General features: G+C 42.4%; 19 protein-coding genes. 7 read left to right on the top strand and 12 right to left on the bottom strand.

Going from position 1 to position 15,655, the window contains the following annotated elements; all coding sequences use genetic code 11:
• Window positions 1-2: 2 nt before the first annotated feature.
• Window positions 3-1,070, bottom strand: a complete 1,068-nt coding sequence (locus tag ACI882_RS04785; protein WP_411744135.1) for a sugar phosphate isomerase/epimerase family protein — start codon at window positions 1,068-1,070, stop codon at window positions 3-5.
• A 400-nt stretch (window positions 1,071-1,470) separates the two neighbouring features.
• Here ACI882_RS04785 and ACI882_RS04780 point away from each other — a divergent pair, with 400 nt between their 5' ends.
• Window positions 1,471-2,826 (top strand): MATE family efflux transporter, encoded by a 1,356-nt coding sequence (locus ACI882_RS04780; protein ID WP_411744134.1) that lies wholly within the window; start codon window positions 1,471-1,473, stop codon window positions 2,824-2,826.
• Window positions 2,827-2,866: 40 nt separating this feature from the next.
• Here the strand turns inward: ACI882_RS04780 and trxA are convergent, their stop codons facing one another.
• Complete coding sequence (gene trxA, locus ACI882_RS04775; protein WP_411744133.1) at window positions 2,867-3,190, bottom strand: thioredoxin; 324 nt, start codon at window positions 3,188-3,190, stop codon at window positions 2,867-2,869.
• 111 nt (window positions 3,191-3,301) lie between these two features.
• Between trxA and ACI882_RS04770 the strand changes: the two genes are divergently transcribed.
• A complete protein-coding gene (locus tag ACI882_RS04770) occupies window positions 3,302-4,186 on the top strand; it encodes a LysR family transcriptional regulator (protein ID WP_411744132.1) in 885 nt (294 codons plus the stop codon).
• Here ACI882_RS04770 and ACI882_RS04765 read toward each other — a convergent pair.
• Window positions 4,177-4,608 (bottom strand): hypothetical protein, encoded by a 432-nt coding sequence (locus ACI882_RS04765; protein WP_411744131.1) that lies wholly within the window; start codon window positions 4,606-4,608, stop codon window positions 4,177-4,179. The genes ACI882_RS04770 and ACI882_RS04765 overlap by 10 nt on opposite strands.
• Window positions 4,609-5,081: 473 nt before the next feature.
• Here ACI882_RS04765 and ACI882_RS04760 point away from each other — a divergent pair, with 473 nt between their 5' ends.
• Entirely contained in the window at window positions 5,082-5,204 is a 123-nt protein-coding gene (locus ACI882_RS04760; protein ID WP_411744130.1) for a helix-turn-helix domain-containing protein, read from the top strand.
• A gap of 340 nt (window positions 5,205-5,544) precedes the next feature.
• Here ACI882_RS04760 and map read toward each other — a convergent pair whose 3' ends face one another.
• The 3 genes from map to orn form a co-directional block, all read right to left on the bottom strand.
• Entirely contained in the window at window positions 5,545-6,318 is a 774-nt protein-coding gene (gene map, locus ACI882_RS04755; protein ID WP_411746234.1) for a type I methionyl aminopeptidase, read from the bottom strand.
• The gene (locus ACI882_RS04750) at window positions 6,311-6,517 is read right to left on the bottom strand and encodes a ParD-like family protein (RefSeq protein WP_411746235.1); all 207 of its coding nucleotides are present in this window, start codon (window positions 6,515-6,517) and stop codon (window positions 6,311-6,313) included. Before ACI882_RS04750 ends, map begins: the two co-directional genes overlap by 8 nt.
• A 350-nt stretch (window positions 6,518-6,867) precedes the next feature.
• A complete protein-coding gene (gene orn / locus ACI882_RS04745; protein ID WP_411742939.1) occupies window positions 6,868-7,413 on the bottom strand; it encodes an oligoribonuclease in 546 nt (181 codons plus the stop codon).
• Between the two features lie 70 nt (window positions 7,414-7,483).
• Here orn and rsgA point away from each other — a divergent pair, with 70 nt between their 5' ends.
• Entirely contained in the window at window positions 7,484-8,509 is a 1,026-nt protein-coding gene (gene rsgA, locus ACI882_RS04740; protein WP_411742938.1) for a small ribosomal subunit biogenesis GTPase RsgA, read from the top strand.
• Between the two features lie 8 nt (window positions 8,510-8,517).
• On the opposite strand, the gene ACI882_RS04735 is transcribed toward rsgA, so the two are convergent.
• Both ACI882_RS04735 and ACI882_RS04730 read right to left on the bottom strand, forming a co-directional pair.
• Window positions 8,518-9,138, bottom strand: coding sequence for a 2'-5' RNA ligase family protein (locus tag ACI882_RS04735; RefSeq protein ID WP_411742937.1), 621 nt, complete (start codon window positions 9,136-9,138; stop codon window positions 8,518-8,520).
• Between the two features lie 48 nt (window positions 9,139-9,186).
• Complete coding sequence (locus ACI882_RS04730) at window positions 9,187-10,176, bottom strand: serine hydrolase domain-containing protein (protein ID WP_411746236.1); 990 nt, start codon at window positions 10,174-10,176, stop codon at window positions 9,187-9,189.
• Between the two features lie 226 nt (window positions 10,177-10,402).
• Here ACI882_RS04730 and ACI882_RS04725 point away from each other — a divergent pair, with 226 nt between their 5' ends.
• Window positions 10,403-10,810, top strand: coding sequence for a GFA family protein (locus tag ACI882_RS04725; protein WP_411742935.1), 408 nt, complete (start codon window positions 10,403-10,405; stop codon window positions 10,808-10,810).
• A 46-nt stretch (window positions 10,811-10,856) separates the two neighbouring features.
• On the top strand, window positions 10,857-11,378 hold the full coding sequence (locus ACI882_RS04720; protein WP_411742934.1) for a hypothetical protein: 522 nt from the start codon (window positions 10,857-10,859) through the stop codon (window positions 11,376-11,378).
• Between the two features lie 11 nt (window positions 11,379-11,389).
• Here ACI882_RS04720 and ACI882_RS04715 read toward each other — a convergent pair whose 3' ends face one another.
• Together ACI882_RS04715 and ACI882_RS04710 are read right to left on the bottom strand one after the other, a co-directional pair.
• Window positions 11,390-11,716 carry a hypothetical protein gene (locus tag ACI882_RS04715; protein ID WP_411742933.1) on the bottom strand — a complete coding sequence of 109 codons (327 nt, stop codon included), beginning with the start codon at window positions 11,714-11,716 and terminating at the stop codon, window positions 11,390-11,392.
• Window position 11,717: 1 nt separating this feature from the next.
• On the bottom strand, window positions 11,718-12,872 hold the full coding sequence (locus tag ACI882_RS04710; protein WP_411742932.1) for a S1 family peptidase: 1,155 nt from the start codon (window positions 12,870-12,872) through the stop codon (window positions 11,718-11,720).
• 578 nt (window positions 12,873-13,450) lie between these two features.
• Between ACI882_RS04710 and ACI882_RS04705 the strand changes: the two genes are divergently transcribed.
• Window positions 13,451-14,185, top strand: coding sequence for a glucose 1-dehydrogenase (locus tag ACI882_RS04705; protein ID WP_411742931.1), 735 nt, complete (start codon window positions 13,451-13,453; stop codon window positions 14,183-14,185).
• Between the two features lie 291 nt (window positions 14,186-14,476).
• Here ACI882_RS04705 and ACI882_RS04700 read toward each other — a convergent pair whose 3' ends face one another.
• Window positions 14,477-14,971 (bottom strand): GNAT family N-acetyltransferase, encoded by a 495-nt coding sequence (locus ACI882_RS04700; protein WP_411742930.1) that lies wholly within the window; start codon window positions 14,969-14,971, stop codon window positions 14,477-14,479.
• 327 nt (window positions 14,972-15,298) lie between these two features.
• Window positions 15,299-15,649: a hypothetical protein gene (locus tag ACI882_RS04695; protein WP_411742929.1), complete on the bottom strand. Its 351-nt coding sequence runs from the start codon at window positions 15,647-15,649 to the stop codon at window positions 15,299-15,301.
• Window positions 15,650-15,655: the final 6 nt, after the last annotated feature.

Below are 15,655 nucleotides of genomic sequence, written 5' to 3'. Positions count from 1 at the left end.
GCTTACGACTCCCATCTATCTAAACCAAGTGATTTTCGATTAGCAGCGTCATCAACCCCACTATCGGCAAAATCATCGAACGCTTTGTCTGTTACTCGAATAATATGCTCATTAACAAACTTCACACCTTCTTCCGCACCTGCTTCTGGATGCTTTAAACAACACTCCCACTCAATCACAGCCCAGCCATCGAAATCATATTGAGCGAGCTTTGAGAAAATACTCTTAAAGTCTACTTGACCATCTCCAAGTGAACGGAACCGCGCTGCACGATCAGTCCACCCTTGATAACCGCCATAAACGCCCTGGCGGCCAGTCGGGTTAAACTCAGCATCTTTGACATGGAACATCTTGATACGGTCCCGATAAATATCAATAAAATCGAGATAATCAAGTTGCTGTAACAAGAAGTGGGAAGGGTCGAATAAAATATTGGCTCTTGGATGGTTATCCACTGCCTTTAAAAACATTTCGAAGGTAACTCCATCATGTAAATCTTCGCCAGGGTGTATTTCGTAGCACACATTCACACCGCAACGGTCAAACTCATTCAGAATAGGTAGCCAAAGACGAGCAAGTTCCTCAAAACCTGCTTCGACTAGCCCTGCTGGTCTTTGTGGCCAAGGGTACATATACGGCCAAAGTAAGGCTCCTGAGAATGAAGCATGGTTTGTTAAGCCTAAATTCTTAGAGGCTTGAGCGGCTTTCATCATTTGATCTACGGCCCAAGCTTGACGTGCCTTGGGGTTGCCATGAACACTTTCAGGTGCAAATCCATCAAACATTTGATCATAAGCGGGGTGAACAGCAACTAATTGACCTTGCAAATGCGTAGATAACTCAGTGAGTTCAAGGCCATACTTAGCCAACTTTTCTTTTACCTCGTGGCAATAGCTTAGGTCGCTTGCGGCTCTATCTAAATCAAACAAGCGAGCATCCCACGATGGCATTTGAACCCCTTTAAAACCAAGTCCACCTGCCCACTTGGCAATAGAATCGAGTGAATTAAAGGGCGCTTCATCACTAGCAAACTGCGCCAAGAACAGCGCAGGACCTTTTAAGTTTTTCATAGCTGAAACCTCAAATGTTTTTATTTTCTGAGTAGCGCTCAATATGCATTGCGATAACTGAGCTGCAAAAATGTAATCGATTGCATTGAATTGCAAATAAAAAGCGGCCAATTATTATATTTAGAGTTGGTCACGCCTGATTAACTCATGCTAAACCTTGTTCAAGACCTATGTCAACGACAAAAACACCCTTTATCTATAACCTTTTATACCCTTTTAGCTTATTTTTAGAGTGAAAAACAATAATAAAAACAAAAACATTCACACCACAATGTAATCGTTTGCATTAAATCGAATAAAAAACACAGCTGAGCTTGGCATTGCACCTCATTCTCCGAGACATCAAACTCTGCCTCCCTTATAATCCGCGACCCTTCAAAATATTTAGGCCACGACTAATATGACAACACAAACCGATCGACTCGGCACGGCCCCTATTGGCAAGCTTTTTATTACCATGTCGTTGCCAATTATCATGGGGATGTTAGTGAATGGCCTCTACAACATTGTTGATGCCATTTTTGTAACGCGTGGTGTAGGCAGCCTGGCCATTGGCGGCATTTCAATTGTCTTCCCTGTCCAAATGCTAATATTTGCCTTTGCTGCCGTATTAGGCAGTGGTGCAGCATCTATTGTTTCCCGCAAGTTGGGCGCGAAAAAACACGATGAGGCACGTCATACCGCGCAAACCGCCTTAAGCTTTAGTATTTTCTTCTCGGTTATTTTAGCGGCCATCGTTTTGATCGCGATGAAACCTATTTTACGGTTGCTGGGTGTAACCGAAGCGCTCTGGCTGTATTCGGTCGATTACCTAACGCCTATTTTATTTGCCACACCTATCGCAATTATTGGGACGGTATTCAATGACCTGCTGCGCGCCGAAGGCAAAATGCAGTTTATGATGATGACCATGTTGCTTGGATCAATTCTAAATATCATTCTCGATGCCGTCTTCATTTTTGGCTTTGGCATGGGCGTTACTGGTGCCGCCGTTGCGACAGTTATCTCTCAAACCTGTGCCATGCTATTAGCCTTTAGCTTTTATTTTCGTGGTAAAACCACGTTACATTTATCACTTAAAGACTGGAAGATAGATTGGAAGGTATTGGTTGGGATTATTGCATTAGGATTACCCTTTTTCATCTCACATGCGGGCGCCAGCTTTATGATAGCCACAGCAAATAACGCTTTATCAAGCGTAGGCGGAGATGCAGCTGATATTTACATCAGTGCTTATGGCTTAGTTGGCCGAGTCATTATGTTTGTTATCTTGCCATTGATCGGCATTATGATCGCGTTCCAAACCATTGTAGGTTACAACTATGGTGCGCAAAACTTTGAACGAGTAAGAAAGACTGTCAACATGGGGCTGGTTGCTTCGTCAGTGATTTGTATTTCGGTTAGCGCCTTAATGGTATTTCAGCCAGAGCTGTTTTTAAGCCTGTTTACCAGTGATCCTGTACTACTTGCTAAATCCGCAGAAATTGCGCGGGTTATTTTCCTTGGGTTTTCTTTAGCTGGCGTCACTTTTATGATCACCGGTTATTTCCAAGCAACAGGGCACGCGCGCATGGCGCTCTTTGCCTCCAGTGCTCGGGTCTATATTTTTCTAATACCCTTAGTGATTATTTTACCGAAGTATTTAGGCATAGATGGCATTTGGTTTGCGTTTCCTATTGCCGATATCTCAGCTTGCTTATTAGCAACTGCGTTTTTTATTCGTTACTACCGAAAGCTTCTAGTTCGCACCAGCTAAAAAAATGGGCGCTTGAGTAATCAAGTGCCCTTAAGCCTTGTTATAAACTTTTCTCAATAAACTGCTTCAATGCGGACCCTGGCTGAGCACCGACAGCAACATCAATTGGCTTACCATCTTTAAACATCATTAAAGTGGGTAGGCCACGTACACCGTACTTAGATAACACTTCAGGATGGTCATCGGCATTAAGCTTAACGATAGACACCTTGCCTTCGTATTCACTACTCAATGTATCCAAAACTGGTGCAATCATCTTACAAGGGCCACACCAATCGGCATAAAAGTCGACCAGAGATAAACCAGAACCTTGCTCGACTTGATCTTTAAATTTAACCGCATCAATCATCGTTACATTCGACATTTTCTAATCTCCTTTGATTTAATGCAGCCAGTCTAACGGGCAAAATAGCACTGCACTAGACGGCAAAATGCGCCTATACTGTTCCATAAATGGCACAATCGAAGAAAAATCATGGAATTAGATAACTTAGCTCTTTTTATTGAGACCATTAACCAGGGTTCAATCACCAAAGCCGCCGAAAAACTCAACAAGCCAAAATCGACCATATCAAGGCAGTTGTCGGTGCTAGAACAGCAAATTGGTGTAAAACTCATGGAACGTACAACACGACGTCTCGAGTTGACTGAGGCTGGGCAAGCACTCTATTCCCGTTCAGCCCCCTATATTGAAGAACTCAAAGAAATAGGCGAAGAAGTAAATGCCTTTGCTCGCGAACCAAAAGGCATGCTTAGAATTCTCTGGCCACAAGAACTGTTCACCGAAACCATGTCTGAATTAATCACTGAGTTTTTACAGGCCTACCCTCAAGTGCAATTTTGCGGCACACAATACAATGGCGTGACACCGAACTTACAAAACGATATTGATATTCACTTTGTACTGCACCAGCACGCCCTACCCGACAGCGACTGGATTGCTCGCTCGTTGATGAGTATTCCTCAAGGCCTTTACATTGCGGCACACTGCGCAAAAAAAGCACCCATTCAACTGAAAGAGCTATCGCAAAGCCCCTGCATTTTACAAGGCGGCGAACACCAATGGTTGTTTCGCAACCAAGACTCAATTGATGCCATTGACGTATCGGGTCGACTCACGTTAAACAGTCCCGACATGCGCCTGCAAGCGGCGATTCGTGGTTTAGGCATTGTACGCTTACCAGTTTATGTTGCAGAACCTTACATACGACGTGGCGCATTAGCGCCTTTAACGTTTAAAGAAAAACCACTGGCTGATCAGCTCAGCGTTATCTACAAAAGCCGCCAACTGCCGTTAAAAACACGTCTATTTTTAGAGCATTTTCAGGGGCATTTGGGACGGCTATACAGTCAGGTTTGAGACCTTTCTACTGATATTAATTGCTCATAATAAGCCTCAACTCTGGCATGAGCTGTACCGTCAATCAACAATATGACGACCAGCATGGCAATCGTTGTGATCACACTTGCACGCCAAACAGGGGCATCACTAAAGACAATAATCAAGGCACAAGCGGCAATAATGAATGGCACGGCTTTAAATACAATGGTTTTGTATTCGTTTAAAGTACTTTCGGCTCGGGCAATTTCTGCACTCACAAAAGCCGAAGGGTCCTGGTTATATGCCTTTTCGAACTCCACAATTCTTGCTTTATTCGTAAAAAACAAACCTAGCCCGATGATTGTTAAAAGCGCGCCTGCCACCAAGGTAGGTATAATATAGGCTTTTGCAATATCGGTTTTCCCTAGGTTCCAAAACCCTGCGCTGGCTAAAATAAACATAACCCCAAAAAGTATAAAAAAACGGCGTTGAAAAAACTTCAGCTTTTGCCCAGCTTGTCGCAACTTTCAAAATGTCCATGTTTTAATCCCCCATGCGGTTATCAACTTAACAGCTCCAATTGAATGAACATCACTTTTAATACGCAGCATACTCTCGTCTATATCCAATTGCTCTAAAATGACCAAGTTAGAGAAGTTTCTTTTTCCGACAGCGACCATAGTTTTTCGATCACCTGTCGATCATGAGCAATAGGATCTAATTTGCATTCACCTACAGGCCCACCAAAATGCATGAAACCTGTTGGTCCATAATAAGCCCGCTGCTCAAGATTATTTTCTGTGGCACACATAACTTCTGGATACGAGCCTTTCTCAGCAGATTACACCAAAGGTGTTACCGTCATCAAAGACCAAGCAAGTCTTGTCATTAAGCCTGCTTTTTGATTAATTAAAGATGTTTTAGACGAGCCTGGATGAATCTAAGCGAGGCAGCGAGCAAAGTTGGTTACGAAAGTTCCTCTCAGTTCAGCCGAGAATTTAAACGCATGTACGGTCAGTCTCCTAAACATTGGAGTGCACCAAGTAATCTTCCTTAATTACCTCTCATGTGCTTTCTGGTGCGAGTGCCATGCAACCTATACCTGCATCGGTCGAATTGATTTTTAGTTTATTAGCGGCTTCTCCAACAAACTTCACATAATAGATTAAATAGTTTTTTTACAAATAATCAATTTAAATGTTTGTGATGATTCATTAATTTCTTTAAATTCTATCAAGCCATAGCGATCAAAATGTTCCATCACAGCCTTTGAGGCATAAAAAAATAAATTAACAGTTAATTAACTTTTATTGGCTTCCTAATTCGTACGTTTCATGTGGAGAAGACACACAAAAAAGGGCGCCTGAAAACCATATATTCTCGGTTTGCGCAAAGAGTTAGATGGAAACTTCTTCCTCTCGAAGCGTTAAGACTTCATAACCTGTTCTGGTCACCAAGATAGTATGTTCCCATTGAGCAGAAAGCTTCTTATCCTTAGTAATAACTGTCCAGCCATCTTTTTTGGTTTTAATTTTATGCCTACCTTGGTTGATCATAGGTTCGATGGTAAAGATCATCCCTTCCTCAAGAGTCAATCCTGAGTTAGGCTGTCCATAATGAAGCACTTGTGGATCTTCATGCATTTCTCTACCAATGCCATGGCCGCAATATTCACGCACTATACTGTAGCCTGCCGATTCAGCATGTTTTTGGATAGCATGTCCTATATCGCCCAACCTAGCCTTTGGTTTTACTGTTTTAATTCCTTGCCACATTGCCTCATAAGTCGTTTTTACTAACTGTTTAGCTTCAGGGCTAGCAGTACTCAATACATACATTTTACTTGAGTCACTAATAAACCCATTTTTTTCTAAGGTGATATCTATATTAACGATATCTTTTGATTTTAACTTGTAGGTTGACGGGACACCATGACACACGACATCGTTAACGGACGAATTAAGACAATACTGATAGCCATATTGCCCTTTACTTGCAGGACGGGACTTTAAAACATCAACAATATAAGTTTCTACTTGAGTGTCGATTTCCATCGTTGTTATACCTTCGTATATAAACGAATCTAACATTTTAAAAACTTGAGCTAAAAGCTTTCCAGACTCTCTCATAAAATTTATTTCAGCTTCAGTTTTGATCATTGTCTTATTCATCGATCGCCTCCGAAATGGTTAAAACTTCCTTTAAAAGCTGTCTCTTCATAATTTCATGAAAAGTCAGGGTTGGATTCAACTCTGCAAGCATCCCCATTTTTATCCAGAATTCTGCTTGTGAATTGATTGATCGAGACATGACACTGCTAGATTTTCTAATTTCATCATGCAATTCATCTGATATTTTTACGATACCCATTATTCAAACCATATACGAAACGTACATGAACAACATATCCCATGTATAAACATGTCAATCGCTTACGTGTAGTCTTTCTCTGAAACACCTCGTGTCATAGGCACCTTTATATCAAGGCAACAAGAAAGCCGCTGTTTCAATACCCTTGAGTTTGAATTGCTAAATTCAGTTCGGCCGTTAAATAATGGCTAAGAATAACTGGGGGCTCAAGTTGAGCTGACAGGCTTGAAACCTAGGTTGTTAGCAGTCCGCTCTAGCAAACGAACTCAGGCGTTGCCGCACCATAAATCGCCTTTAACAAACAATTGATGGTGGCAACTCGATGTTATTAACACAAGACCTACGCAGAACTACGGCAAGGTAATAAAGTTCTCACGATAAAACTTAAGCTCTTCAATAGACTCAATAATGTCATCCAGTGCGCGGTGGCTGCCTTTCTTTTTGAAGCCATTGAGTAATTCTGGGTGCCAGCGAGCGGCGAGCTCTTTTAAGGTGCTGACGTCGATATTGCGGTAATGGCAATAGCCATCAAGTTCAGCCATGTATTTAATCATAAAGCGGCGATCTTGCCAGATAGAGTTGCCACATAACGGTGAACAACCGCGTTCTACCCATTGCTCAACAAAGGCCAAGGTTTCTTGGGTGGCTTGCTCTACGCTGATGGTGCTTTGTTGTACTTTAGCCGTTAGGCCTGATGCGCCATGATGAGTGGTACACCATTCGTCCATCGCCTCTAACACACTGTCGGGCTGATGAATCACCAACGAAGGACCTTCGGCAATGATATTGAGGTCTTTGTCGGTCACTAGTGTGGCTATTTCTAAGATTTGATCGGTTTCGGGGTTTAAACCCGTCATTTCCAAGTCAATCCAGATTAAATTGGTTTTTTTATCCATTAAACTCAACCTTTTGGGTTTGAAACGGTAGACTGTAGTTCATTATAACTGATCTCAACCTAGAGCGCGCATGAGTAAACGAAAACTATCACGTCAACAGCAGTTTCGAATCGATAAAGTTCAGCAAGAACGACTGGCGCGTGCTGAAAGGAAACACGAGAAAATTGAACAAACTCTAGCCTCAGACAACCTGAGTGAGGCGCTTGACGGGTTAGTTATCGCTCACTTCGGTGCGACACTCGACATCGAAGATGCACAAGGCAATATAACCCGTTGCTCAGTACGCAGTAATTTACCGGTATTGGTCACGGGTGATGAAGTTATCTGGCATGCCGATGAAAAAGGCGAAAGCCAAGGTGTGATTGTCGCTTTGAAAGAGCGCAAGTCAATTCTGACTCGGCCCGATTATCGCGGTAAGTTGCGCCCGGTTGCCGCCAATGTCGATCGCATTATTATTGTTGCCTGCCCTTCACCACGCACGCCGGTGAACCTAATTGATCGCTACTTGGTGGCTACGGCACACGATGATATTCAACCAGTCATCCTGCTGAATAAGCACGATTTAATCGACCAAGCACCTGAAATGCTCACCGAATTAAGCCAATACGAAGCCTTAGGCTGCGAAACGCTGATTGCCAGCATTAACAGCAATGAAGAGCTTCAAGCCATTAAAACCTTGGTAGCGGATGGTAACTCGGTGTTTGTTGGACAGTCGGGGGTGGGGAAATCGTCCATTATTGCTGCATTATTGCCGGGTGAAGATATTCGAATAGGTGAAATATCCGAAGCCACCGGCAAAGGCAGGCACACCACCACCACCGCAAAAATTTATCATATTCCCAGCGGCGGCCAACTCATCGACAGCCCAGGCATACGTGAATTTGGCTTATGGCACATCACCGAAGACGATTTAGACAAAGGCTTCCCAGACGTCACCGATCATGCCCAATATTGTAAATTCAATAACTGTACTCATACGCATGAGCCAAAGTGTGCAGTTAAACTGGCAGTAGATGAAGGGCAATTATTGGCTCGACGCTTAAACAGTTACTTGTCCATTCGCGATTCGATAGATGAAGTGACTATGCGGTCTTAACGGGTTGGCTATTGAGGCTTGTCTTGTAGCTTAAGGCGATGTAATACCTTGTATGGTCCTTGCACTTCGTTCGTTTCATACTGAGCGTATATTATTTCATTCACGGTGAATTCAACATCATTAGAGGGCAACTCAGAGATACGCTCTACAATTTCTTTTGTTTCGTATGCCTTATCATAGAAGCCGAGCGTCACATGAGGTGTATAGTCACTCACTTCGTGCTCAGGGGCCCCTTTTAACGGTTCACGCAAGGTATTTAACTGACCACTCCGATCGCGCACACCAAGATAAGGACACACTGAAAAGCTATCACAACCAGATAACTGTATCGTAAAGGGTGAAAGTTTAACGCGCTCTAGCTGTTCAATTTGTTTAGCAACTCTCACGTTTTGATTATTCTGATTTGAAATCAATCCAGCTGTCGCCAAAGTGATATGAGGCTGGCGTAAATAGTCTTGATGCAAGTATTTAGATAAGCGAGCTTGATGGTCTTTTATCTTAGTCAAGCAATCTGAAGCGGTGACTTCAATTGCCCAAAACCCAAAATGTTTAACGCCTTGATGCCATTCGATAAAATCTCGCACTTGCGTTGCACAAGTTGTTTGTTCTGCTAAAAATTTAGTGAACATGGTTAATCATCATAGGCGGTTCAATGGTTAATAAATACTGTTTCATAATTAATTCACCAATTTAAACACCGGTACAATATCGTTACTGACCATATCGTGTAGTAAATCTCGATAACCTGTTCGTCCAGAAGGTAAGTTCTCTTGCGAAGTGATCGCAATGGTTAAGTTAAGTTCGGGCAACACATAGATCATCTGTCCACCATAACCCCAGCCGTAATAGCCTTCCACACCCCCAAAAGGCTCAATAAACCAGCCATAGCCATATTGGCCGCGATGAAAACGTGATTCCGTTCTAGGTGTCCAGCTTTGCTCTATCCACTGTTGCGTAATGATGCGCTGACCCGCTTCTGTTATACCACCCCTACGGTAGAGCTCACCAAAGGCTAGCAATGACCGCGGTGTCATGCCCACCTGATTACCCCCCATTGGAATACCCTGAGGGTCAGTCTCCCAGCTTTGTATTCGCACGCCAGAACCTTGCAGCCATTTATTTGCCAAACGATAGGTGTGTTCTTCACTTTGCGACATAATTATTGCAGATAACAGATGGGTATTACCGGTTGAATATTGCATTTTACCGCCCACCTCCTCGACAAAAGGCCAAGCAAGGGCTGTTTTTACCCAATCGCTACTGGTGACCCATCGGCCGTAGTTTCGACCTGAGGTTCGCTCTAACCCAGCTTGCATAGACAATAAATGGCCAATAGTTATGTCATTTAATTGGGCGTCTGGGCTTGCCGGTAAATCATCACTCAACAACAACGCAACAGATTGGCTTACTCCCTCCAGTACGCCACGTTCAATAGCAATACCTACAATGGCAGACATAACCGATTTTGATGCTGACTTAATGTTAGTAACCGCTTCGATGTCGGCATTGTTATAGGCCTTAGACCAAACAACTTCGCCATTATGAGCAACTTGTACTGTTTTTATATTGGCAAAACTCTGAGCTGTTGCATCCATCGCGGTCAAGTCTACGCCGCTGGCTTGAGAACTAAACAAACCAAACATCATAAGTAAGCACCAAAACCGCATAGAACGTAACTCCTAATATTAACCAAAATCATGGGATTTAAGCGTTTCAGACTATCGGCATAATCTAGACTAAACCAGAAAGTTTACAGAATATTCATTTAAAACTAATCATCCGCTTGAAGCCTTAATGACCAGTCAAGTCAATTTCAATAGTGATAAATAACGATAGAGCCTCTATCTAAATAGTGATAGGTTTATAGTTATCTTACTCACAGGAGATTATCAGATGACACAAATATACTCAGGGTCTTGCTTATGTGGCGCCGTTACATTTGAAATAACAGGCGAATTTAAGAAGTTTTTCTTATGTCATTGCAGCCGATGCCAAAAAACATCTGGCTCTGCTCATTGCGCTAACTTATTTGCGCCGGGCGCCAAATTAACATGGCTCAGCGGTGAAGATAAACTGAGCTTTTACCATCACCCCGATACCAACTTTGCCCGTAACTTTTGCTCTAACTGCAGTTCACTGGTTCCTATTCGTAATGAAGCTAGAGATATCGTCGTTGCTCCCGCCGGTTGCTTAGACACCGATATTGAGATAACACCTCAAGCTCATCTCTTTACCGACAGCAAAGGCAATTGGGATAACATTCTTAACGATATCAGTCAGTTTGAAAAACTACCGGGTTAAGGTTAAGGTTTGACCCGTTATTTTTATGCATTAAGAGACTGTTAAAATGGAAAAGCTGACAGAGCAGCCGACGACCGATTTAAATACTGGCGTGATTCGGCTCAGCAATGTGGATGAATTCATCACGCACTCGACAGAAATTATCCCAACCGCAATACGCAGCATCAATATCATCAGCCATGATTTAGCATTATCTTGGTTAGGCCAAGAAGCAGTGATAGATGCATTGAAGCAGTTTATTTTAACGAATAGACGTGCACGCATACGATTGCTAGTAGGCGAGACTCGCAGTGCACTGAGTGCAAACCACCCATTAATACCTTTAATTAAAAAGCTATCACGCATTGAAGCACGCATCATCGAAGAAGAAATTTTAGAAAAAGAACCGTTAAAATATGAATATATATTGGTAGATCGCAGCGGTTTAGTAGTGAAGCAAAAGCCTGATCAATTCATAGGTTTTGCTCATCCCGATGACAAAACCACCGTGAAAAACCTGCAATCGAGCTTTGATCAATACTGGCGTTACAGCCAACCCTCCCCTGAATTAAGATACTTTTCGATTTAGGCTTACAAAATTTAACGTACTTGAACACGATTCATGTAACGCACTTTATTTTTAAGTTTATAAACTTTATCGCTAAAACCGTAGTTGAACGACAAACGAATAAGCGAAGGTGCCGCACGGCATAAATCCGGGTTAATTTGCCGCAAGGTCACATCACCTTCACTCACAACCAAATAAAAATCCGCTGCCGATGTGCAACCATTTGACATAACTGACGCTTCTAATCGATCATTAAATACTGTTGGATTAAACAACAAAGGAACCGAATAATCACGACCGGGTAGCACACTGCAACCCGTTATCAACACTAATGCAATGGCAATCAACGTTGCTTTCATATTAACCTCGCTTGCGGCCTGTTATTAGTATGCTAGAAAGTGCGAACAGCAATAGTATGGGCATTGATCCAGTGCCTAGTCGGTGTACTTGACCATTAGCCAAACGCTTTGTATTAGCGTCTAAATTAAGTTCAAGATTACCTGTTTCAATCCAATCACGTAGATTATAAATGTCGGTATAAACTCCATAGGCATTGGTACTGTCTATTCCGCATTGAGAAGCCCCCCAACTAACAACACCTAATAAAGTATCCGTAACCGGGTCAATCAACGGACCGCCACTGTCTCCTTGACAAGAATCATAACCTGGATCACCAGCGCAAATCATAGTAAATTGATTGTAGATACCACCAATATTTGATCTCAAACATTCTTCACTTGTTCGCGGAGTGAGATTTACATTAAGCAACGTCGCACTTGCTGAAAAAGTACTACGGTTAGTATCACTAATGGTGTCACCATGACCAATTACCTGTACATTCTTTGCTGAGCTATTTCTAGCCAAGTAATCAAACAAATCCATACTAGGTAAAGCTAATGCTAAATTATTTATAATCGTCGGCAACGTGATTATTGCGATATCGAATTGAAGATTTCTTGTGTTATATAGAGGGTGTATTTGAATATCCTTCACAGGCACTTCTATAACAGTATTTTCATCATCTACACCAGTATAAATTATTTTACCTGTTCGTTTATATTCTCCATATGTTTCCATATTATTCGAATTTAAACCGATGCACTGATTATTAGGAGAACGCCCAGTATAGCTTGGTGTATTCTTGCAATACTCATATTGCATTCCTGTATTACCAGTCGAATTAAGGTTCGAATAATTACCAACGAGCAAATAAAGACTAGAGTTCGAACGATACCCATTCACACAATGAGCCGCCGTAATAACCTTTCCACTGCCAATGTAGCTTGCACCGCAAAAAGGATTCCAGCTAAAGTCCCCGCTCAACCCTGGCCCTGTGTAGAATTTATCTGATTGCCAATCATAAACATTCAACAATGAAACAAAATACTCATGTTCAGTAGCACCTGCCGCCGTCCCATTAATTATACGCGGCGCTATCCCTCGCGAATCAACAGGCTCCAGCTCGGCAATCGCAAGCAAAGGTAGTAGCAACAAAACACCTAATAATTTCTTCAACGAAACAACCCCACACAATGATCTGTTAATCCTAACCTACAGATGGCTATCTTGCGAATTCGGTACAGTGTTTTTATCAAGGAAGTTGTAACTCTTTTACTGAACAGGCACGCCAAGCCTACACGGTTTAGTTATCTGGTGATTGGCAAAGGGTTTAAGGCTAAAAAGCTGTAAGTTTTCAGCTGCCAGCGGTCAGTAATGATAAAAACGGCGCATTGGTGAGCTTGGGTGGTTGAACCATTGTTTAAGGCTGCGAGCTGAGGGCTACGAGTTAAAAAATCAAAATGGTTTCGTGGTGAGTATGGATGCCGAGGTTTAGCGGTGCATGGAGGCACGTAATGCGACCGAGAAATGGGAATTAACCGCTCAGGCGGTGTTTTTGGCTGGGATATGATCAGAGAGCGGTCACGACCGCAACACTCTATAGTAATAATTGGTTGGTAAATTGATTTACATCTAGTTAGCGGGAAATACCTTTGGATTAGCTACTATCAATAGACCTGAATGGTACTATTGATCTTACTAATATAACGCTTTTGAAAGCAGTATGGCGTTCAACACGTGATGGAGGAATCAAAATGTATCGAGTACAAGATAAAGTAATCGTTGTGACCGGCTCAGCACAGGGTATGGGCGAAACGCATGCACGTCGACTCATAAAAGAAGGCGCCAAAGTCGTTTTAACTGACCTTAATGAAGAAAAAGGCCAAGCCTTAGCCAAAGAACTGGGTGAGAACGCGTTGTTTATTAAACAAGACGTTACCTCAGAAGCTGATTGGGTAAACGTAATCAAACAAACTGAAGAGCGTTTTGGCCCTGTTGAAGTTTTAGTAAATAACGCCGGTATTACCATGGCTAAATCTATTCTAGACATGACCGCAGAAGAATACCGACGCATCCTTGATATAAATCAATTATCTGTTTTCTTAGGCATGAAAGCTGTTATTCCGGCAATGAAAGAAGCAAAAGCAGGCTCAATCATCAACATATCATCGATGAATGGTTTAGTAGGCGGCGCGATTGGTTATACCGATTCTAAGTTTGCAGTACGCGGTATGTCTAAAGCAGCTGCCCTTGAATGCGCACCGTTCGGCATTCGAGTAAACTCAGTACACCCCGGTGTCATAGCAACCCCGATGATAATGCAAGGCGACACAAAAGATGCTGTAGAAGCATTCGCGAAATTCATTCCAATGAAACGCATCGCACAGCCTGAAGAAGTGACCAACATGGTTTTATTCTTAGCGTCGGATGAGTCTAGCTACTCAACAGGTTCCGAGTTTGTGATTGATGGTGGATTGACGGCGCAATAGTTTTTTAAGCTGCAAGCAAGTGATAAAGGCGGCACTCTGGGGACGGGGTGTAGCTTTTTTTTGCCTGCGGGTAAGGTCAAAAGAAGGCCTGAGCTGAAAATTGAATTTGTAGGAGTCTTCGAAATGCAGTGGAGAGACGATTTTTAAGATAAGTGCAGTTCTGGGCTGCTCTATATTACTCAGTGTTGGAAAGAATAATAGAAATGCGAAGGCTTTTTACGAAACTTTAGGTTGGCAAAATATAGGTACTAGATCGGATAAACCCTATGCCGATTTTTACGAGTTTAGAATTTAAGAACGTAAAAAATCAACAGATTTAGTTAATCGGCAATACCCCATCCAATATACCATCGGCTGAAATGTACAATCATTAAAAACAAAAGCACTGGCTGATTTTTTGAAACCTAGTTTTTCATAAGCGGGAACTGCATTTTCTGTTGAGGTTAGCTCAATGTAGTCAACTAAATCGTCTACCTCTAATTTTGCAGCATCAAACAACTGTTTAGCTATACCCTTTCCATATTCCCGTGGAGCTACGAATAAATATGCTAGTTTTCTTTTGGATGAAAATAAAAGCACACCTGCAATAGTCCTACCTTTACTATATTTCAAACAAATATTGTCGTTATCAATCAACGATCCTAACTTGTCGATATTGAGATCATTTTGGTAAAAAGTCTCTATCGCGTCTTGCGACCACGATGGTTTCACAGAAATATCGAAAGACTCTTTGATTACCTCAATGGTTTCTACGAGGTCATGTTTTAAGAGTGGTCTAATCTTCATTAAAATTACGATCTCTTTTTGTCAAACTAAGATTATGGAACCATTATCCGAGAGTAAACTTAGTCAGGCATTTTATGCAAGGGTTTAAAATTGTTTTAGGCTGCGGGCTACGAGTTAAAAAATAAAACGGTACCGTAGTGAGCTTGGGTGGTTAATTTCTATTGCTCGGGAATCTGAGGCTTGGATGCCGATGTTTAGCGGTGCATGGAGGCACGGAAAGCGACCGAGCAATGGGAATTGACCATCCAAGCGGAGTTTTGGCTTAGAGCTGCGGATGTGGTTAAGGCATTCGCGTCTTCGCTTTGCTTCGAGCGCTCCTACATTAGACTAAAAGCTGCGGCTGCCGGCTTGTTCTAGTTTGGATAAGATGAAGCGGAGTTTAATTTCGCCTTCTTCTCTGAAGCGTAGGGTTTCGTTGCGTATTCTTAGAGCATAGAGTTCATTTATTTTTTGGCATTGCAGGCGAATTGCATCGAGGTCTTCGTTGTGGCGAATGGGCATGTCGATGAAAAACTGCCATTCATGGGGAGGGAGTTGACCTTCTAGCAATCGAGTTAAGATAGATTGAAGGTCTTCTATATCGGGCTGATATACGGGTGTTTTGCCGAAGGCCATCGCGAGAGCGACGCCGCCGATCACCGCAAAGGTGACGACGAAAACCAGCAAGAAATCAGCCACGTTTTT

It is taken from the genome of Reinekea sp. (genome assembly GCF_046710285.1).
Taxonomy (GTDB): domain Bacteria; phylum Pseudomonadota; class Gammaproteobacteria; order Pseudomonadales; family Natronospirillaceae; genus Reinekea.
This window is presented reverse-complemented; position numbering and strand designations above follow the sequence as displayed.